The organism is Brucella sp. TWI432 (assembly GCF_039674445.1).
In the GTDB taxonomy this organism is placed as follows: Bacteria; Pseudomonadota; Alphaproteobacteria; order Rhizobiales; family Rhizobiaceae; genus Brucella; species Brucella chromiisoli.
The window spans coordinates 1-18,630 of sequence record NZ_JBDJNL010000017.1 but is presented as its reverse complement, the minus strand read 5'-3'; the positions used below and the strand labels follow the sequence as shown (position 1 = coordinate 18,630).

Sequence of the window (18,630 nt, the reverse complement as noted above, 5' to 3'; positions counted from 1 at the left end):
TTTGAACAACATCATGAATTCTATCGCAGTAATTCACGTTGCAAAAAATCAACTTAGTCTTGACGAAGACACCTATCGCGGCATGTTGCATCGCGTGACCGGCAAGGTTTCGCTGCGTGAAATGACCGAGGATGAAAAGCAGAATGTCATTGAAGACCTCAATCAAAAGGGCTTCAATCCAACCGTTAAACGTCCTTTAAAGGGAAAGAGAAAACGCCTTGAAGGAAAGTTTGCACCCAAGCTTCAGGCGCTCTGGATTGCGGCCTATAATCTCGGTGTAGTGACGAACGGTTATGACGAGGCGCTGATTGCTTTTGTTCATCGCCAGACCGGTCTCGATCATATCCGGTTCCTTCACGATCCGGCTGACGCATACAAGGCGATTGAGACACTTAAAAAGTGGCTGACCCGCGCTGCCGAGGTCAATTGGAAAAAAGATACGTTTCTGCCGGATTGGGCCAATCAGCCTGCCGGGCAGATTGTAACAGCCCAATGGCGCATTCTGACCCGTGAAAGCCGGACCAATGGCAAGGGCTTGGCGGAAACAGTCTGGTCTGTATGTGGCTATAAGGGAAAACCGCAACTCAACGATCTGAAAAAAGAAGAATGGCAGAATGCCATGAATACGCTCGGTAGGCGTGTCAGATTAGCTGTTAAGATAAAGTCTAATTAAAGCGGGAACTATGACCAGATCGCGCATGCCCGAAATTCTCACTGAGATTGCCCAAGTCGCTGGTAAAGAGGCGGCTTGGGAACTTGTGCGTGCACAAGGTGGAGTGACGATCTATCTTCCTGCTGAAATCAAGAAAGATCACTGGCTGGTTGAACTGGTGGGCATAGAAGCCGCCGAGAAAATTTGTAGGCATTTCCGCTCTGGCAGAGGCGGTGTCCGACTTACGATACCAATGGCGAAATATGCAACATCCCGCGAAAGGCTGATCAAGGCTCTTGAGGCCGGAATGACGGCACCACAGGCGGCGCTTGCTGCCGGTATGCACGAGCGTTCAGCCTACAGGGCAAGAAAGCGTATCCTTACAGAAAAGCAAGGAAGCCTATTCTAGGCTTACCGATCAAGCATTTGGTTGACATTCCATGAAGCATTGTGCAACCGCTAATGCCGTGTTGAATTCAAGGGGGAGCATTTTCAATGGCGGAACTTTCGTCGCAGCCTACGTCAATCCAATCAATTTATAGCTGGTTCAGTCAAGATAAGCTTTATGTGAACCGGCGTTATCAGCGTAAATTGGTTTGGACCCTTGAAGAAAAGCAGAAGCTCGTTGAATCTATAATACGAAAGTATCCTGTTCCTGCAATTTTGGTAGCCGAACGTGAAGAGGCTGCTGGCACATTTGAGATCATAGATGGTCTACAAAGGCTTCATGCAATTGTATCTTTTATTGAAGGTGCTTTTGCTACTATCAATGGCGAACTCTTCAATTTGGATTTTTTCCCTACGGCAAAAGCCAGGGCAGACTCAGAAATTTTCCAGCCGATAGATATTCCGGGCCGGATTTCGCAACCTGTTGTTTCCACATTTTTGGATTATTCACTCTCGTTGTCGGTCATGCGAAACGCATCTGACATAGAAGTGGATGATGTATTTGATCGTATCAATACGTATGGACATCGCTTAAGTGACCAAGAGCGTCGTCAAGCAGGTGTGCAAAATGATTTTTCTACAGGTGTGCGCGAATTAGCTTGTACCCTCCGAGGTGATGTCTCTGCCCAGACACTTTTGCTGAGTAAAATGCCGTCAATAAGCATTGACTTACCAATGACGCGACATGGCTACAGCGTTAAAGCCGAAGAGGTGTTTTGGGTAAATCAAGGCATTCTTAGAGCGACTGATTTACGCGACAGCATGGATGAACAATGTGTTGCGGATATAGCGGCTTGCATAGTCGGCGGCCAACTCATTGAGCGATCAAAAGATGCGTTGGATGATATTTACCAACGTGGCAGCCGTGAAGCAGAACGAATTATAGCTGCACTAGAGGTTTATGGTGTAGAGAGACTTAGCGACGAAATAAAATTTTGCATAGATGAAATTCTTAAGGTTTGTTCTAACGGGAAACAGGATAAGCTTCGAGAGATAATTTTCGACAAAAAACAGACGAATGCATTCCCTTCAGTATTTTCTGTTATTCTGATTGCTTTTCATGAGCTTATTGTAACGAATAAGCTCAAAATTAGTGACTATGCAGGGATTAAAAAGGCGATTACCAATCTTGCTAATCGAATAGATAAGGGGAGGAAGGCAACATCCCCTGAGGAGCGGCGGAAGAACATCGATACTGTTAAGGGACTCGTCGCTCAATACTTCGTAAGTGCGGACCCGAGTCCGGTAGTTTATGGAGGGCATTCTACGGCGGACATCGATGCGCTCATCCGCCGATCAGAAATTGAGCTATCTGATTATGAATTAAAGCAAGGTATATTGCGTTTGGCGACTGATCGCACAATGGACGATAACGCCGTTGACAAGGTGCTAAAATCTATTACGGCTATTGCGAATAATGGTCCAAATCGTATTGGTAAATTGCTGGTGGGCGTGACAGACACGCCTGAGCACGCTGAACGCATCGCCAAACTAGACAATATTGAACCGAGGAAAGTTGGTAAACGATTTGTGGTTGGGATCAACCGCGAGGCTGATGTGTTGGGTATCTCAGTTGAAAAGTACGTTGCGATGTGGCGCGACCGTATCAAAAACAGTGGGATTTCAGAACCATTGAAATCCAGTATTCTCACAAATTTAGACTATAATTCCTTTTTTGGTCTAGGGTTTATCACCATAACTATTCCATCACAAATTGATATCTCATATTTTAATGACAAGGTATATTTTCGGAGTGGAGACACTACTGAACAGGCATCAACCGCACAGCAGATCGCTCAAATTGCGAAGCGGTTTTAAGCATAAGCGCATTATCACATGTCGCTGATTACTAATATCCGTAACGAACTTATTTTTTCTTGAAGTAGATCAACGATTAAAGGATTCCCTGACACTGTCAGGGGCGTTCTCATCCATCCCGATTGGCACATTTGATCCAAGTTTTCGCTTCGGATCAAGCTATCGGGACACAAAATGTGAACACGCTCACCGCTCGCACCAATATTGCTTCCCATATCAACCATACAGTTTTGGCCGCACTCGCGCCGCGCGCCCCTGCGTATAAGATCACCGGTCAGCAGGCGATCATTGCGGCCTTCGGGCCTTTGCTGCCTGAATTTCTGGAGCTCTTCGAAGTTACCACGCCGCTGCGGATAGCCCACTTTCTCGCGCAGGTCGCACATGAAAGCGACGGCTTTTGCACACTGCGAGAATATGCAAGCGGCGCTGCCTACGAAGGGCGGCTTGATCTTGGCAACACTAAAACCGGCGATGGTAGGCGGTATCGAGGTCGCGCTCTCATCCAGTTGACCGGTCGCGCCCATGCAAGAAATTTTACTGTATGGATCAGGCGCTTCTTACCAACCGCAACAGATTTTGAGGCCAACCCGGATTTGCTCGAAACGTGGCCTTGGGCCGCGTGGGCGACGTTCTTTTTTTGGTCAACCAACAACCTTAATGCGCTTGCCGATCATGACGATCTTCTTGCTGTCACCAAACGTGTGAACGGTGGCACAAACGGCCTTAATGATCGTGCCGCTTACCTCAAGAAAGCGAAAACAATTATCGCCGAAATCCAAGGTGACATTCTCGGCCGCGATCAGGATTATTCCATTCTGCGCCGTGGCATGCGCGGCCCATCTGTCGCCAACATCCAGCGCGCGCTGCGCGCTGCAGGTTTCTATCACATGTCGATCGATGGGGTTTTTGGTGCGGGAACCGAACAGGCAGTTCGCGCCTTCCAGCGTGACCACCGCCTTGTTGCTGACGGTCTTGTCGGTCGCAAGACAAACGCCGCGCTGGAGCGATTCATGCCGGAGGACGTGGGTTGATGAAAGAACCGTCCTACCGCTCAACGCGCCGTTATCTTTGGGTGAATGCAGGTGCCGCATGGCTTCTGCTTTTCGTTCTTGGCCTTGGCGCGGTGTTCGGCTCTACGCAGGCCGTCGAATACGCCAAGATTGCAATGTTTCCTTTAACGACACTAATTGTCGGTGTTCTTGGTGTGCATCGTGGGTTCGGGTCTATGGATTTTTGGGCGCAAGCGCGTGCCAAGCTTCCTAACCCTGACGGCCCGGATGGCGAAAGGAACAGCTGATGCCAGCGTTTGTTTCTCGTCCCGTATTTCTTGCTCTTTTGATTGCCGGTTTGCTTGCGTGTGCTGGCCTTGGTGTTTGGCGTGCGTCTGTCATGGTCAATCACTGGATCGAGGAAGCCGCCTCCACAGCGACCGCCGCACGCGACGCACATTGGCAGCTTGAGATTGAGAAGGCCAATGCGGCCGCTGCACGGAACATCATCGAGCAGATGCGCGCAGCGCGTGCTGCTGATCTGGTCGCGCAAGCCACAATCGACCATTTGAAAAATCAGATTTCCGAACTGGAGGCACAAAATGAGGGTCTGCCTGACCGTGATGGTAGCGGCATTGACCGTGCTCGTACACGGCTGCTCAACCACGAACCCCTTGCCAACGATCCGCATTGAATTCCAGCGCGGCGAAGTTCCCACCGAAGCGCGTAAGCCTTGCGACAAGCCGGTGACGCTGCCTGATCGTGACTTGACGGCAAAGGAATTGACCCCGCTTTGGGGCAAGGATCGCGCGGCGTTAAGCGCCTGTGAAGCGCGTCGAGCAGCTGCTGTGATCGCGGCTGACGCGGTGCCGGTTCCGCAAGATCGGCCAAATAAATGAAGATCGGTAACTTCGCTCATGAACTTGCTGCCATGCGCACCGAGCAAGAACGCGAAGCCGCGATTGCTGCCGCACGTAAACCGTTAAAGCAAACAGGCACACTGAATTGTGTTGGTTGCGGCCAAGAAATTGAAGCCGATCGGCGGGCGGCGCTGCCGTCTGCACGGCGCTGTGTGGATTGTCAGGAGCGGCTCGAAAAGCTCTGTAAGCAACGGAGATTTAAATAATGGACCTCGCGCCTCTCGTACCGTGGCTCTCTTTGATTGCTCTGCTGATTTCCGTTGGCACATCAATCACGACTTTGCTGACATCAGGCGCAAAGCGCAATGCTTCGACACTCATTGATCATGAGCGTCGATTATTGGCGATCGAGAACGACATGAAACACCTGCCAGACCGTGATGCGCAGCATCGCATGGAACTGGCCCTGACAGAGATGAGTGGGCGATTTGTAGCACTGGAAGAAAAACTGAAGCCCATCGCTCTGACCAGTGAACGTCTCCACGAACTATTATTGGAACAGGCTCGCAAATGAACACTCTGGGAATCGATTACGCTGACAAAATCCGGGAAGAAGCACGTCTTATCATTCTGAAGGCGCTTGCCGAACAGACCAATGAGAGCCTGTCATCGTCTTTGATTGAGCAGGTGCTTGCGCGTTTTGCCATTCATCAGGACCGGCCATGGATACACCAGCAGCTTGAGTATCTGCGCAACATGGATGCGGTGACGGTCATTGATGCCGGGTCTGTCAAGATTGCAACCCTCGCAGATCTTGGACATCGCCACCTTGACCGCCATATTGCAATCGAAGGTGTAAAGCGCCCGTCACGGCCGGGGGCGTGATATGTCACGTCAGCGCGGCAGAGGCCGTCTTTCCTCCATCGATCTATTGCCGCCAGAGTGCGATGAGGTCATTACGTGGGCCGCGCAGCAATTTGCAGACCGTGAGCGCACACTTGTTGATATTTACGGCGAGTTCAAAACTAAGCTGATCGCTGTTCAGGGCGAACTTGGCGTTGCTTTTGATATTCCTGCATTCTCGTCATTTCACCGACATTCGGTGCGCCTTGCGCAGATGACCCGCCGTCTTGAGCAAACCCGCGAAATCGCCGCCACTATGTCCGAGCGTTTCGACCCTGAGACATCCGATGACCTTACCCTGGTTGCGGCGGAAGCCATCAAGACATTGATTTATGAGCTGCTCGAAAGTGCCGGTGACGCCGGTATCAATCCGAAGGGCGCGATGGAACTGGCGAACGCGCTGCGCGCTGCATCAGCTGCGCAAAGTGTCTCGACCGCACGCCGCCAGAAGGTCCAAGCCGAGTTTGAAGCCAAGACCGAAAAAGTCATTGAAACCGTGGCGAAGGAAGCCGGTCTTTCTGCGTCTGCAATCTCGCAGCTTCGTAAAGACTTCCTCGGCGTTCGCGCACCAGAGGAAAAGAAACCTGCAGGCAAAGCATGACCAAGCAACTACCAGACATGAAATGGTCCGATCCGGTATTGCCGCAGTCGCCCGATATGTTGCCGGAAGAATTGCCACGCGGCGCAGACATTCCCGACGACCTTGACCCGTTGGCCGAAGGCGTATTGATGAAGCATCAGGCCGATTGGATTGCCGATCAGTCTGATTTGAAGGTTTCATCCAAGGGGCGACGCACTGGCATCACCTTCGCTGAGGCATTGGATTGCACACTTATTGCTGCGGCGCGGCGATCAGCTGGCGGACAGAATGTCTTTTACATCGGTGACACCAAGGATAAAGGCCGAGAATTTATCGGCTATGTGAAGCACTTCTCGCAAGTCGTTGCGAAGGAGCTTTGTGCAATTAAAGAGTTTATCTATCTCGATCATCGCGACGACGGCACCACCAAGCATATTTCTGGCTATCTTATCCGCTTCGCGTCAGGCTTTCGCGTCGAGGCACTATCGTCCAGACCAGAAAATATTCGTGGCCTTCAGGGCGTCGTGGTCATTGACGAAGCCGCCTATCATAAAGACGTGCGTTCGGTACTGGATGCCGTCAACGCGCTCCTGATTTGGGGCGGTAAAATCCGGGTTATCTCCACGCATAAAGGCGTTCTGAATCCCTTTAACGAGTTGATTAAAGAAGCCTACGCGGGAAAGAACCCTTTCAAGGTTCATGAGGTCACTTTTGGCGATGCTGTAAAGAACGGCCTCTATAAGCGCGTATGCTTCATGAAGGGCGAAGAGTGGACGGAAGAGAAAGAAGCCGCGTGGGAGCATAAAATCCGTGCGGCCTATGGCCCTCGTACCGCCGCCATGAAACAGGAACTGGACGCCATTCCTGCCGAGCAGGAAGGCGCAGCGCTTACCCGCGTCATGATTGAAAACTGCATGGAAAAAGGCATTCCGGTCATTCGGTGGGCTTGCAAGGATGAGTTCAAAAACGAGCCTGACCATATTCGCACCGAAGTCACGCTGGAGTTTTGCGAAACCCGCCTGCTTCCATTCCTGAAGAAACTTGATCTGCGCAGGCAGCATGTCTTCGGTGGCGACTTCGGACGCACTGGCGACGCCTCGGTGTTTATGCCGATGGAAATAGGTCTTGACCTGGTGCGCCGTGCCGTGATGACAATCGAACTGCGCAACGTGCCTTTTGATCAGCAGCGCGAGATCCTTTTCTATATTGTCGATCGGCTACCACGCTTCACTGGCGGCGCACTGGACGCAACTGGCAACGGTGCCTATCTCGCCGAAAAAGCAGCCCAACGATATGGTGCGAGCTTCATTGAAGTAAAGTTGTCCGAAAGCTGGTACCGCACCGAAATGCCCGCTTACACCATGGCGTTTTCTGACAAGACGATTTTGCTGGCGATGGATGCGGACATTCTGGCCGATCATCAGTCTTTGGCCTACGTCAACGGCATCATAAAAATTCCAGACGGCCACACCAGCAAGGGCGCGGACGGTTTCGACCGACACGGTGATAGCGCCATAGCAGGTGCCCTTGCCTATTATGTCAGCCGGGCTGACCTCGAAGAATACGATTATCAAAATGCACAAGACATTGAACAGGGCGGCGGCAACATGTTTGCCCCTGCCACCAGTAGCGGTCTGATGCCAAGCGTAAGAGGAGGTCTGTTCTGATGTCACAGGCGTCAAGGATCATTGACCAGTGGGGAAAGCCGATTTCCACCTCGATGTTGAAACAGGAAATCGCAGGCCCGACCACCGGCAGCGTCCGCAATATCTGGTCAGAGACGATTCTGTCCGGTCTTGATCCGATTTCTATGGCCGAGATTTTGCGGCAAGCAGCCAACGGCTATCCCGATCGCTTCTTTGTACTGGCTGAAGAAATGGAGGAGCGCGACCTTCATTATCGGTCAGTGCTTGGAACCCGCAAACTTGCCATTACCAGCATAGAGCCGATCGTTGTTGCAGCATCAAAAAGCAGGCGCGATGAATTTATAGCTGAAGCTGTTCGCAAGGTTATCAAGCTGCCTGAGTTCATTGATGACTACATTGACAATCTGCAAGACGGTCTTGGCAAAGGTTATTCCGTTGTCGAAACCATCTGGGACCAGCAATCAAAAGAGTGGTGGCCGGAACGTTTCGAATGGCGCGATCCGCGCTTCTTCGTCATTGACCGCCTCGACGGCCGCACGCTTCGCCTCAAGAACCCGGAGAATATCAATGGCACCGATTTGCCTGCGTATAAGTTTTCCATACACCGGCCCAAGCTCAAATCTGGCTTGCCGATCCGCAACGGCCTTGCACGTCTTGCGTCATGGGCATTCATGTTCAAGTCCTATGCGCTTAAAGACTGGATGGCGTTTCTGGAAGTTTATGGCATGCCGCTGCGCGTCGGGCGTTTCGGCAAAGGTGCAAGCCATGATGACCGCCGCGTGTTGCTTCAGGCCGTGCGCGATATTTCGACGGATGCGGCCGCGATCATCCCGAAGGAAATGGAGATCGAATTTATTGAGGTGAATGGTTCGTCCGGTAACGGGCTATTCTCAGGCAAGGCGGAATATCTTGACAAGCAGATTTCCAAAGGCGTTCTCGGCCAGACTATGAGCAGCGATGACGGCTCGTCTATGGCACAAGCCAAGGTGCATGAAAATGTACGCCACGATATTGGCAAGGCAGATGCGCGGCAGATTTCCGTCACCATCAATCGCGATCTCGTACGCCCGTTTGTAGACCTCAATTATGGACCACAGGAATATTATCCAACGGTCGTAATGCCGTTTGCGGAAAACGAGGACATCAAGGCATTGGCCGAAGTTATCTCGAAACTTGTTCCGCTTGGCCTTGAAGTAAGCATGCCGAAGGTTCGCCAGCGCATCGGCTTTGATGAACCTGAAGACCGCGAGAAAATCATGCATGCCGTCAAGAATCCGGTGAAGCAGGAGCAAGCACCGCCTGCGGTATTGCCATCACCTGACCCTGATATTGACGACGAAGAGGAAGAAACTGCAAAGGCGCAAGCTTTAAGTCGAGCTTGCCCGCATTGTGGCGGCTATCATGCCTTGGCATCTGACGAGCGCGACGAGTTGGACATAATCGCCGATACTGGCCTTGAAAATTGGGAAGCGCAGCTTGAGCCACTTTTGAAGCCAATTAAGGCTCTTTTTGCGCGGGCTAAATCCTATGCCGAGATTGAGGCCGGGCTTGAAGACCTCGCCGCCAAAATGGACGGTGGGCCAATGGCCGATCGGCTGGCCAAGGTTACAATGATCGCCCGCGGTCTCGGCGATAGCGGCGCGGAGATTTAATCCGTGGCTGATAACTTCGACTTGTTCAAAACCGCACCTGCCGAAGTTATCCGGTATTTCGACGCCAAGAAGTCAAAGCCAACATTTGACTGGCGCGATATTGCCCCGCAGGAACATGCCTATTCATGGACGGTCGCGAAGTCTGCCGGGTTCGACATTCTGGAAGATATTCGCGCCGCCATGTCCGACGCTATTCGCGACCGGCTGCCGTTTGAAGAGTTTCAGGCAAGGCTCACGCCGGTCCTTCAGCAAAAAGGTTGGTGGGGAAAAAAGATCGCGGTCGATCCGAAGGACGGCACGCCGAAAGTCGCGCAGCTTGGAAGCCCTCGCCGCCTGCGCACAATCTATTGGTCAAATGTCAGATCAGCACATGCGGCTGGTGAATGGGAAAAAACGCAACGCAATAAGCGCTTCCTCCCCTTTCTGGTCTATCTGCTCTCAGTTGCTGAAAAGCGCCGCGAAGAACATGAAACATGGGTCGGCATTGTTCTGCCGGTCGATCATCCATTTTGGGAAACGCATTATCCGCCGAACGGTTGGGGCTGCAAATGCCGGATTCGGCAAATCACGCAACGCGAGGCCGAGCGCCTTGGCTGGAAGGAAGATCAAGAGCCGCCGCTTGTCGTCATGAAAGAATGGCGCAACAAGCGCACGGGTCAAACCACAATGGTGCCTGAAGGGATTGATCCGGGTTGGGACACAAACCCCGGAATGTCACGCGGTCGCAACGTGAGCGATTTCCTATATGGCAAAGTTGATGCCATGCCAGCCGGAAAGCAAGATATTGCTGTCAGGGATATCGTCGGCTCGCCCGTTATGGATGCGCTTGCGAAAGGCCATCTTCAGCAAGGAGCGGCTTTGCCCGTCGCACAGATCGCGCCGAAGGTGGTCGAGGCGTTCAATGCAAAGACCCGGCTTGTCAAACTTTCTGACCATAGTGTGAAGCACATCATTGAAGAACACGCGGCCCGCAATCTTGCGACTGATGATTTCCGTGCAGCGATAGGTGTATTGCGCGATCCCGCCGCAGTCATCCAGCGCGGCCGGTCGGCAGCCTTCATCGGGGCAGCTGGTGGTGCTTGGTGGCGCACGGTCATCAAGTCAGCGAATAACGGTCTGGAGTGGTGGCTTGTCAGCTTCCATCGTAAGAGCGAGAAAGAAGCACTCAAGGTTATTGAGCGTGCGCGGCGGGCTGATACTGTAATTGATTGATCGAGCGCGGAGGGGCGTCATACCCTCTCAGGTCCGGCAAGCCGTCCTGGTTAAACTGGCTCGCGCTCTTTTGTTAATATGCGCTATAAGATGCCTAATTTCAACTGAGAGTACGACAATGACAGATCACATGGATGCGTGGGAACAAATGCAGGAAATGGAGCTGAAGTATGGAACAAATCTCGGTGCATTTCTTTTGGCTTTCAACTACGTGGAATCTACGCTTTACCAATTGGTCCGCGAAATTCTGATTTCTCAAAAGCTGGAGCGTTTTGCAGAAGTGTGCGCACCCAGAAAAGTTGACGACGCTATACGGCAACTTCGTGCTTTAAATGAAGACTTGTTCCCGTCCCACGAAATTAATTTGGAAGCAGCTCAGCAACTTGCACAATTTCGAAACCGAGTCGCCCATGGGAAATACCAAGACCACGTCCGAGTCAATTTCGACACCCACAAATTAGAATGCGGCTTCGAAATTCAGTCGACACGCAACAGAAATTCTACCAACGTAACTATTGAGGCTCTTGAGGAAAATACGCTAATTGCGGAAAAGCTACTAAACCAATTAATCGCCGTGAGTATTCTTCTCAAAGAAGCCTCCACGATTGAGAGTGTATAAGTTCGCTCCACCAATGTGCCCCCAACTAGAAAAAGCGCGTCAGTGGGCTTTTAAGATGCCTCAAAAACGGTTCTATGTTTATATGTAAGAGTGTGATTGCGGGTTCGGACCTGTAATCATTTCACCTGACACTGTCAGGGGCGCTTGAGCGCGGCGAACACGCCACTTTGTTGCTCATGACGAACGCAACCGCAACAGCTATTTTTCAGACCGATCTTGCAAGCGCTGGCAACACCGCACCGGAGTGGATCGAGCTTTTTCCGGCCGGGCCAAAGATCAAGGCTCGCGACGGCCGCGAGTGGACGCTTGAGCCAAGCCGCGTCCTTGCAGCGTTTGAAGCCAACCGTGGCCCGCTCGCCATCGACTATGAACATGCACAGGCTCACAAAGCCCCAAAAGGCGAAGAAGCCCCTGCCGCTGGCTGGATTGTCGGCTTGGAAGAACGCGCAGGCGGCATATGGGGCCATGTGGAATGGGTAGCGAAAGCTGCCCGGCAGATTGTTGATCGCGAATACCGATTCATTTCCCCCGATTTCAATCACGACCGCAACGGTCTGATTTCTCGCCTGAACGGCGCTGGCCTCGTCAATCGGCCTGCGCTCGTGCTTTCGGCGCTCGCTCACGAACAACCTCAACAATTGGAGAAAACCATGCTGAAGGCTATTGCCCAAGCGTTGGGTCTCGCAGAAACGGCTGACGAAGCTGCTATTCTTTCTGCGATTTCCGCGCATGACGGCGAGCGTAAGGCTTTATGCCAGTCGCTCAAGATCGATGAAAAAGGCGGTCACGTCGAAATCACCGCCGCTATTGCCAAGCTTCAGGACGTCACGGCGACAGCGCTTGCATCGGTTCAGGGTGGCGCATCGGCTACGGAAGTCGCCGAACTTCGCACCGCGTTGGCGCAGCTTCAGCAGAAGGACACTGATCGCGAAATCGATCTGGCACTTGATGCGGCCAGTGCTGCCGGAAAAATCACCCCGGCATCGCGCGAAACCTATCGCGCCATGTGTTCAGTCGAAGGCGGTCTCAATCGCTTCAACGATCTTGTGAAAACCCTCCCCGCTATCGCCGGAATGTCCGGTCTTGATGGCCAACAGGTCGCGACCACGGCGCAGGATGATCTTGATCCGGTTGCGCTCGCAGCTGAAGCCCGCGTTTATGTGAACGAACAGGCCGGTCTAGGCATCACCGTTTCAATCACTGACGCGGTCGCTCATGTAAAGGAGAAGCGCCAGTGACCCCGACTTTCATCAAAGGTTTTCGCACCCTCACGGCTGTTGATGGGTATTCGATCGTCAAGGCTGGCGTTGATGGCGTCACAACCGCTGCCGCCAGCACCGATCCGCTTATCGGCACGGCTGATAGCATGGGTGCACATGCTGATGCCATGCTCGACGTCATTCAGGGCGGTCATGGCGAAGTTCGCGCAGGCGGTACTTTCGCATTTGGTGATCCGCTGACGTCTGACGCACAGAGCCGCGCCGTCAAAGCCGTAGCGGTAGAGGGTAGCGTCGTTCGCATCATCGGCTTTGCCATGCAGGATGCAGACGAAAACGACATCGTCCCATACCTCGCAGCGCCCGGCTGCATCTGACCTTAACCACACCAGCGTCTCGCGGCGCTGGCCGTCCATAACTATTTTGAGGAAATCACTATGTCGGCCAAGCGCCCGTTTCCTATTGACCCCACGCTGACCGCAATTGCGATCGGTTATCGCAATCCAGCGCACACGCTGATCGGGCGTCGTGTTTTACCACCGCTTGAAGTCCTTTCGGAACAATTCAAGTGGAATGTCTTCCCTCTTTCTGAAGGCTTCACCGTTCCTGAAACCCGCGTAAGCCGCAAGGGGCGTGTCAATCAGGTTGAATTCTCAGCCTCTGAAGAGTCAGAATCTGTCGCGGACTTCGGCTTGGATGACGCAATCCCGAATTCTGATATTACAGCAGCTGCTCGCGCTCGCGCAGAAAAGCGCTCTAGCTTTGATCCTCGCAGCTCGGCAGTTGAAGGTCTGACCAATCTGATTGAGCTTGATCGCGAAGTCCGCGTCGCAAAGCTCCTTCAGAACCCAAACAACTACGCCGCCGATAAGCGTATTGCGCTTGCTGGAAATTCCAAGCTCTCGGACTTCGCGAACTCCGATCCATATGGCGTTATTGATGACGCTATGAGCAAGACGCTGGTTTATCGCCCCAACCGCATTTCGATGGGCTTTGCTGTTTGGAACAAGATCAAGCGTCACCCGAAATTGATCAAAGCTATCAAGGGCGGTTTGACGGAAGACGGCGCAATCACCAAAGCACAGTTTGCAGAGCTTTTCGAGCTTTCAGCAGAAAACGTCCTCGTCGGTGAAGCGCTGCTGAACACCACACGCAAGGGTCAAGACCCTCGCCTTGAACGTGTTTGGGGCAACTCCATCCAGCTTAACTTCGTGGATACAGCGAAGCGTTCCAGCACAGACTACAACGTTACCTTTGGCTTTACTGCGGAATACGGCAATCGCATTTCCGGTTCTATTCAAGACCCGGATATTGGCCTTGAAGGCGGCGAACGCGTGCGTGTTGGCGAGCGCGTCAAGGAACTGATCTGCGCGAAGGACGTCGGTGTCATTATCACCAACGCCATCTGATCAGGGTTTCTGATCGTAAGTTTCAATCAGTCGGCCTCTCAGGCCGACTATCTTTGAAGGTGCAACGACCATGAACAATCAGAACGATTCCGCTGCGAAGGCGAAGGCTAAAGCAGACGCCGACGCCGACGCCGACGAAAAGGCGCGGTTAGAAGCCGAGGCAAAAGCCAAGGCTCAAGCTGAGGCCGACGAAAAAGCGAAGCTGGAAGCCAAGGTAAAGGCCAAAGCTCAAGCCGAGGCCGACGAAAAGGCAAGGCAGGAAGCTGAGGCAAAGGCGCAGACTGAGGCAGCCGCAAAAGTGGTGCAGGAATTGGCCTTAGAAAACCAAGGTGCTGAAGAAGGCCCGTTGGCGCTCTGTGAGATTCGTTTGGACGGCAAGACCTACGCGCCGGGCGATCATTTGCCAGCTGACCTCGACTTCGACCTAGAAGACGAGCTGGAAGAAATCGGCGCGATTTGAGTTTCATCCTCCCAAGGATTGGTCGCAGGGGGCGGCCAGCATTACGCAAAGTGCATTCACCCCCACCAATTTGAGAGTAGGCAGATGATTTACGCAACGCAGGCAGACATTGAGGAGCTTTGGGGCGTCGAGTTCGTTGGCGATATTTTGCCAGAAGATGTTGACGCCTCTGCCTCAATCGCGTCTGCGCTTGACGTTGCCAGCAAGGAAGTTGACGCCTACCTGTCGGCGCGTTACCCGCTGCCGCTGCCATCCGCTCCCGGTGTGCTGAAATCCCCTACCGCCGACATTGCCGTCTATAAGCTGGCAAACCGCCATTCTGCGCTGACCACGACAATCGAAGACCGCTACAAGTTTGCGATCGAGTTGCTCAAGCGCATTGCTGACGGCAAAGCTGGTCTCGGCGCTGATGAGCCGCGCGTTTCAACCGATCCCGGCAGTTCTGCCGGTGGCGCTGCATTTTCAGCAAATACCCGCATATTTTCACGGCGGACATTGCCATGAGCGTCGGCTTAGAAATCACTGAAACCGGCCTTGAAGCGGCTTTAAGCCTCGTTCAAGGGTTGGAAAATGCACCAAAGCAAGAGCTTGCCGAAGGTATCGGCCGTTTGGTGCAGGAGCAGACGCGAAGCCGCATTGAGGAAGAAAAGCGCTCACCGCAAGGTGTAGCTTGGAAACCGAACATCACCCGCACCAGCATTCTTTACCGTTCAGGCGCACTCTCGCGCTCGATCGACTACGTTGCGTCGCCTGCAAGTGTGATGATCGGCTCTGCTTTGGTCTACGCGCGCATTCACCAGCTGGGCGAGACCATTCGCCCGAATACTGCCAAGGCACTTGCGTTCATGATTGGTAACATGATGCGCCTTGTGCAGAGCGTGACTATTCCGGCTCGTCCCTATCTTGGCCTTTCATCTGCCAATCAGACCGAGATTGTTGATGCCGCTGAAGACTGGTTGAAGAGGCTTGTCCAATGAGCAAGCCGCAATCCCGTATTAATGAGTTTCGTGAAGCTGTCGTCCGCACGATTCATAAGGCTCTGCCCGAACTGCGCGAGTGTGTGTCTCAGTTCGGCCGCTTCAATCTGGATGAGCTCGAAACAACTAGTGTTCGCGCACCAGCTGTTCGTGTCGGCATTTTGCAGGTGAAATTGAAGCCCGTCGCCAGTGGTCAATCTGAAGGCACGTTGTCGGCCGCCGCCTTTGTTGTCACAGACGGCAAGGAGCGCGACGCAGAAGCATGGACAATTGCTGAAGCGGTGGCTGTTTCTCTTCATACCAGCCAAATGTTTAATCTGGTCAAGCTTGGAGCACCCAGCACGGTATCAATACAGCCGGTGATTTCTGCCGCGATCAAATCAAAAGGCGTGTCCATTATTGCCGTCGAGTGGACGCAAGAGCTTCGCCAGCTCGGCCAGAACATCTTTGATGCAAATGGCGTCGCAATTTCGGAGCTTTACATCAACGACGAGAAAAGCGAGGCGCAGCCATGAACAGCGCCTTGCGAGCCCTCAATACTGCTTTTCGTGATCTGGTTACGGTTCAAAAGTCGGTCGATGATCTCGAACGCCGCCTGTCAGCGTCTCACATGACCGGCAAGGTGGTTGCTGTAGATGGTGACCGCGTTCGACTTGAGCTTCAGCCAGAAGATAGCCGCACCGGCAAAGCTTTCCTTTCGCCGTGGGTACAGGTGCAGGAAGCTGCTGGTTCGACCGGCACACATTTTCCCGTCGCGATCGGTGATCCGTTCCGACTGTTTTCGCCCAACGGCGAACTTGGCAGCCAGTCGATCGCAATTCGCAATGGCTACACAGACGATGCAAAGAACCCCGCCAATAATGGCGAACTGGCGATTGTTCATGGCGGCTGCGGCATTCGTTTCGCGGGCGGCGTTGTCATGATCGAAGCCTCCGAGGTCGTCATGAAAAGCAACAGCCTGAAGCACAATGACAAGAATGTCGGCGACACACACAAACATGATGGCGTCGAACGCGGCGGCGATACCACCAACGATCCGATTTGAAAGGGCTTTTAAATGGGCAATAAATCCACCTTCGAAGTGACTGAAAAGGCGTCTGGCCCCTTTGTGGCTGGCGTCCGCAATCCGGGTGTCGGCAAAACATTGCAGCTTACCGAAGACCAGGCGCAATACGCGCTCATATCGGGTGAACTGCGCCGCCCGGAGATTAAAACCACCGAACCTGCTTTGGCGAAGACAAAGAAAGACTAACGCCGTGCGGACAGGCATCAACGCAGAGACGGGAAAACTGCTGACCGGCTGGGCGCATTGCGTTCAGTCCATCGGCAAATGCCTGACGACGCGTTTTGAAACCCGTATGCTGCGCCGCCACCTTGGCAGCCTGGTCCCCGAACTTCAGGACCAGAATGCCGACCCTATGACGATTTTCAAGGTCTACATGGCTATTGCCGAGGCTCTGAACGATCCTGATAGCGGCGAACCTGGCTTCAGTCTTCAGACAATCGAAATGGTTGAATTTGGCCGGTCAGGCCGGTTCGTTTTCATCCTTGACGGAACCTATTACCCGCGTGGTCACCTTGGCGATTATTCGCTTCAGGAGAACAAGCAGGCGCGGTTTGATGCGGGGGGAGCCATCCTATGAACGCATATGATGTTTTTGACGATCTGCCGAAGCCGGAAATGATCGAGACGCTTGATGCGGAGAAGATCGTTGATGATACGATCTCCGATTACAAAGAGCGGTCGCATGCTTTTGGCATCGATTATGATGTGGATCGCACGAATTATGACCCGGCGCTCATCCAGCATCAGGTCAATGCCGGGCGGGAAGTTGCCCTGCGCGCTCGTATCAATGATGCAACCGCCTCCAATCTCCTGCTTTTCGCCAGAGGATCGGATTTAGATCATCTAGCAGCTTTTTATGATGTGAAGCGTCTCGACAGCGAACTGGATGAAGCCCTGCGTGCACGCACGATACTCGCCATCAAGGCGCGTTCGACCGGCGGCTCGGCCTTTTGGTATGCGGCGGCGGCACGGCGTGCCGATGTACGTATCCGCGACGTTGCGGTCTATCGCGAAGAATTCTGGCCAATCATCCATATAACGGTCTTTTCCAGCCAGAATGGTGGCATACCAGATCAGGCTATGCTGGATGCGGTTGAGGCAGAAGTGCAAAGTGACACCGTGCGCCTGCTCAACGATAAGCTGATTGTCGAAGCCGCTGTGACCCAGGTAGTTTCCATCAAGGCAAAATACTGGCTTCTGCCTTCGGCGTCGTCTGTTGTCACCGAGATGCGGCTTGAAGAGCAGTTGCGCGCGGCGTGGAACAAGGAAACCGGAATCGGTTTTGACCTTGAGCGATCATGGATCGAAGCAAAGTTGCACGCATCGGGTGTGAAAAAGATAGAGCTTTTAGAGCCTGCTGCCTCGATAATTGCCGCACCAGGTACAGCTATCGCAATCGATAGCGTGTCTCTTAGCTATGAGGGACGCGACTATTGATTGAGCGCCGTCATCACCAGCCCATCAATTCAACCCGCTACGAACGGGCTATGTCCGAATCTCTGGACAGGCAACCAGAGTTTCTACCGGCTATTGAGGCTTTGCATTCATTCAAATTCAATCCGCCCGATCAGATCGTACCGTATCTGATTGCCGAATACGGTTTGACCGAAATTGAGGACTTCATTGCCAATCCGCGTGAAATCCTACGTGAAGGTATTCTCTGGCAGCGCCTGATCGGCACACCGGCAGCCCTTCATCGCGCGCTGCGCTGGATCAACCACGATGGTGACATTGAGGAATTTCCAGCCACCAAGCGCAAATGGTGGTGGTTTCAGGTGCACCTGCCTTTTGAAGTCAGGAGTACTGATTTCGTCAGGCCCATGACGCAGCTGGTCAAGGCATCCAAGCCTCTGCGATCAGAGTTTGCGCGCGTCACAAGCGGATGGGATGTCCGGGCCTTTCAGTTGAACAAGCATCGGCTCAATGGGCATGCTTTCCTCAATGACTGGTCAGGCATTCGCCGCTCCGCGCATGAGCCGGTTCTTTCGCTGCGCGTCAATCGCAGGCAACGCGTCATTGTGCCGACAGGTGGTCGCGTTGTTGTCCATCATACGCAGCACATTCTTATGGTGCGAAGCGTTGTCCTCAACATACCGCGCAATCAGCCTGCCACGCGCTTTGCT

Annotated in this window: 27 protein-coding genes; all 27 read left to right on the top strand. The window is 53.1% G+C overall.

All coding sequences use genetic code 11. From position 1 onward, the window contains the following. Window positions 1–13: 13 nt before the first annotated feature. Window positions 14–673, top strand: a complete 660-nt coding sequence (locus ABE527_RS17475) for a gp16 family protein (protein WP_499697712.1) — start codon at window positions 14–16, stop codon at window positions 671–673. A gap of 10 nt (window positions 674–683) precedes the next feature. Beyond that, the gene (locus ABE527_RS17470; protein WP_499697711.1) at window positions 684–1,061 is read left to right on the top strand and encodes a helix-turn-helix domain-containing protein; all 378 of its coding nucleotides are present in this window, start codon (window positions 684–686) and stop codon (window positions 1,059–1,061) included. Window positions 1,062–1,147: 86 nt separating this feature from the next. Further along, window positions 1,148–2,917, top strand: coding sequence for a GmrSD restriction endonuclease domain-containing protein (locus ABE527_RS17465; protein ID WP_499697710.1), 1,770 nt, complete (start codon window positions 1,148–1,150; stop codon window positions 2,915–2,917). A 176-nt stretch (window positions 2,918–3,093) separates the two neighbouring features. Then, complete coding sequence (locus ABE527_RS17460) at window positions 3,094–3,948, top strand: peptidoglycan-binding protein (protein ID WP_499697709.1); 855 nt, start codon at window positions 3,094–3,096, stop codon at window positions 3,946–3,948. Further along, window positions 3,948–4,214: an NAD(P)+ transhydrogenase beta chain gene (locus ABE527_RS17455; protein WP_499697708.1), complete on the top strand. Its 267-nt coding sequence runs from the start codon at window positions 3,948–3,950 to the stop codon at window positions 4,212–4,214. The genes ABE527_RS17460 and ABE527_RS17455 overlap by 1 nt, the downstream gene beginning before the upstream one ends. After that, window positions 4,214–4,600 (top strand): hypothetical protein, encoded by a 387-nt coding sequence (locus ABE527_RS17450; protein ID WP_499697707.1) that lies wholly within the window; start codon window positions 4,214–4,216, stop codon window positions 4,598–4,600. The genes ABE527_RS17455 and ABE527_RS17450 overlap by 1 nt, the downstream gene beginning before the upstream one ends. Then, window positions 4,581–4,805, top strand: coding sequence for a hypothetical protein (locus ABE527_RS17445; protein WP_499697706.1), 225 nt, complete (start codon window positions 4,581–4,583; stop codon window positions 4,803–4,805). Before ABE527_RS17450 ends, ABE527_RS17445 begins: the two co-directional genes overlap by 20 nt. Further along, window positions 4,802–5,032 (top strand): TraR/DksA C4-type zinc finger protein, encoded by a 231-nt coding sequence (locus tag ABE527_RS17440; RefSeq protein WP_499697705.1) that lies wholly within the window; start codon window positions 4,802–4,804, stop codon window positions 5,030–5,032. The genes ABE527_RS17445 and ABE527_RS17440 overlap by 4 nt, the downstream gene beginning before the upstream one ends. Beyond that, complete coding sequence (locus ABE527_RS17435) at window positions 5,032–5,340, top strand: DUF2730 family protein (RefSeq protein ID WP_499697704.1); 309 nt, start codon at window positions 5,032–5,034, stop codon at window positions 5,338–5,340. The genes ABE527_RS17440 and ABE527_RS17435 overlap by 1 nt, the downstream gene beginning before the upstream one ends. Next, complete coding sequence (locus ABE527_RS17430) at window positions 5,337–5,651, top strand: VpaChn25_0724 family phage protein (protein ID WP_499697703.1); 315 nt, start codon at window positions 5,337–5,339, stop codon at window positions 5,649–5,651. Before ABE527_RS17435 ends, ABE527_RS17430 begins: the two co-directional genes overlap by 4 nt. 1 nt (window position 5,652) lies before the next feature. Continuing rightward, window positions 5,653–6,270: a DUF3486 family protein gene (locus ABE527_RS17425; protein ID WP_499697702.1), complete on the top strand. Its 618-nt coding sequence runs from the start codon at window positions 5,653–5,655 to the stop codon at window positions 6,268–6,270. Further along, on the top strand, window positions 6,267–7,916 hold the full coding sequence (locus ABE527_RS17420; protein ID WP_499697701.1) for a hypothetical protein: 1,650 nt from the start codon (window positions 6,267–6,269) through the stop codon (window positions 7,914–7,916). The genes ABE527_RS17425 and ABE527_RS17420 overlap by 4 nt, the downstream gene beginning before the upstream one ends. Next, window positions 7,916–9,547: a DUF935 domain-containing protein gene (locus ABE527_RS17415; protein ID WP_499697700.1), complete on the top strand. Its 1,632-nt coding sequence runs from the start codon at window positions 7,916–7,918 to the stop codon at window positions 9,545–9,547. Before ABE527_RS17420 ends, ABE527_RS17415 begins: the two co-directional genes overlap by 1 nt. A gap of 3 nt (window positions 9,548–9,550) precedes the next feature. Further along, window positions 9,551–10,759 (top strand): phage head morphogenesis protein, encoded by a 1,209-nt coding sequence (locus tag ABE527_RS17410; protein WP_499697699.1) that lies wholly within the window; start codon window positions 9,551–9,553, stop codon window positions 10,757–10,759. A gap of 118 nt (window positions 10,760–10,877) precedes the next feature. After that, the gene (locus ABE527_RS17405; RefSeq protein WP_499697698.1) at window positions 10,878–11,378 is read left to right on the top strand and encodes a hypothetical protein; all 501 of its coding nucleotides are present in this window, start codon (window positions 10,878–10,880) and stop codon (window positions 11,376–11,378) included. A gap of 176 nt (window positions 11,379–11,554) precedes the next feature. Beyond that, window positions 11,555–12,616, top strand: coding sequence for a phage protease (locus ABE527_RS17400; RefSeq protein WP_499697697.1), 1,062 nt, complete (start codon window positions 11,555–11,557; stop codon window positions 12,614–12,616). After that, the gene (locus ABE527_RS17395) at window positions 12,613–12,972 is read left to right on the top strand and encodes a hypothetical protein (protein ID WP_499697696.1); all 360 of its coding nucleotides are present in this window, start codon (window positions 12,613–12,615) and stop codon (window positions 12,970–12,972) included. Before ABE527_RS17400 ends, ABE527_RS17395 begins: the two co-directional genes overlap by 4 nt. A gap of 60 nt (window positions 12,973–13,032) precedes the next feature. Then, window positions 13,033–14,004 carry a capsid protein gene (locus ABE527_RS17390; protein ID WP_499697695.1) on the top strand — a complete coding sequence of 324 codons (972 nt, stop codon included), beginning with the start codon at window positions 13,033–13,035 and terminating at the stop codon, window positions 14,002–14,004. Between the two features lie 70 nt (window positions 14,005–14,074). Next, on the top strand, window positions 14,075–14,464 hold the full coding sequence (locus tag ABE527_RS17385) for a hypothetical protein (protein ID WP_499697694.1): 390 nt from the start codon (window positions 14,075–14,077) through the stop codon (window positions 14,462–14,464). Between the two features lie 84 nt (window positions 14,465–14,548). Beyond that, complete coding sequence (locus ABE527_RS17380; RefSeq protein WP_499697693.1) at window positions 14,549–14,968, top strand: gp436 family protein; 420 nt, start codon at window positions 14,549–14,551, stop codon at window positions 14,966–14,968. Further along, window positions 14,959–15,441 (top strand): phage virion morphogenesis protein, encoded by a 483-nt coding sequence (locus ABE527_RS17375; RefSeq protein ID WP_499697750.1) that lies wholly within the window; start codon window positions 14,959–14,961, stop codon window positions 15,439–15,441. Before ABE527_RS17380 ends, ABE527_RS17375 begins: the two co-directional genes overlap by 10 nt. After that, a complete protein-coding gene (locus ABE527_RS17370; protein ID WP_499697692.1) occupies window positions 15,438–15,956 on the top strand; it encodes a hypothetical protein in 519 nt (172 codons plus the stop codon). The genes ABE527_RS17375 and ABE527_RS17370 overlap by 4 nt, the downstream gene beginning before the upstream one ends. Further along, entirely contained in the window at window positions 15,953–16,486 is a 534-nt protein-coding gene (locus tag ABE527_RS17365) for a phage baseplate protein (RefSeq protein WP_499697691.1), read from the top strand. The genes ABE527_RS17370 and ABE527_RS17365 overlap by 4 nt, the downstream gene beginning before the upstream one ends. A gap of 12 nt (window positions 16,487–16,498) precedes the next feature. Then, window positions 16,499–16,693, top strand: coding sequence for a hypothetical protein (locus tag ABE527_RS17360; protein ID WP_499697690.1), 195 nt, complete (start codon window positions 16,499–16,501; stop codon window positions 16,691–16,693). A gap of 4 nt (window positions 16,694–16,697) precedes the next feature. Further along, on the top strand, window positions 16,698–17,084 hold the full coding sequence (locus ABE527_RS17355) for a GPW/gp25 family protein (protein WP_499697689.1): 387 nt from the start codon (window positions 16,698–16,700) through the stop codon (window positions 17,082–17,084). Continuing rightward, window positions 17,081–17,944 (top strand): baseplate J protein, encoded by an 864-nt coding sequence (locus ABE527_RS17350; RefSeq protein ID WP_499697688.1) that lies wholly within the window; start codon window positions 17,081–17,083, stop codon window positions 17,942–17,944. Before ABE527_RS17355 ends, ABE527_RS17350 begins: the two co-directional genes overlap by 4 nt. Before the next feature lie 50 nt (window positions 17,945–17,994). Beyond that, a partial coding sequence (locus ABE527_RS17345; protein WP_499697687.1) for a phage tail protein occupies window positions 17,995–18,630 on the top strand: 636 nt, incomplete at its 3' end.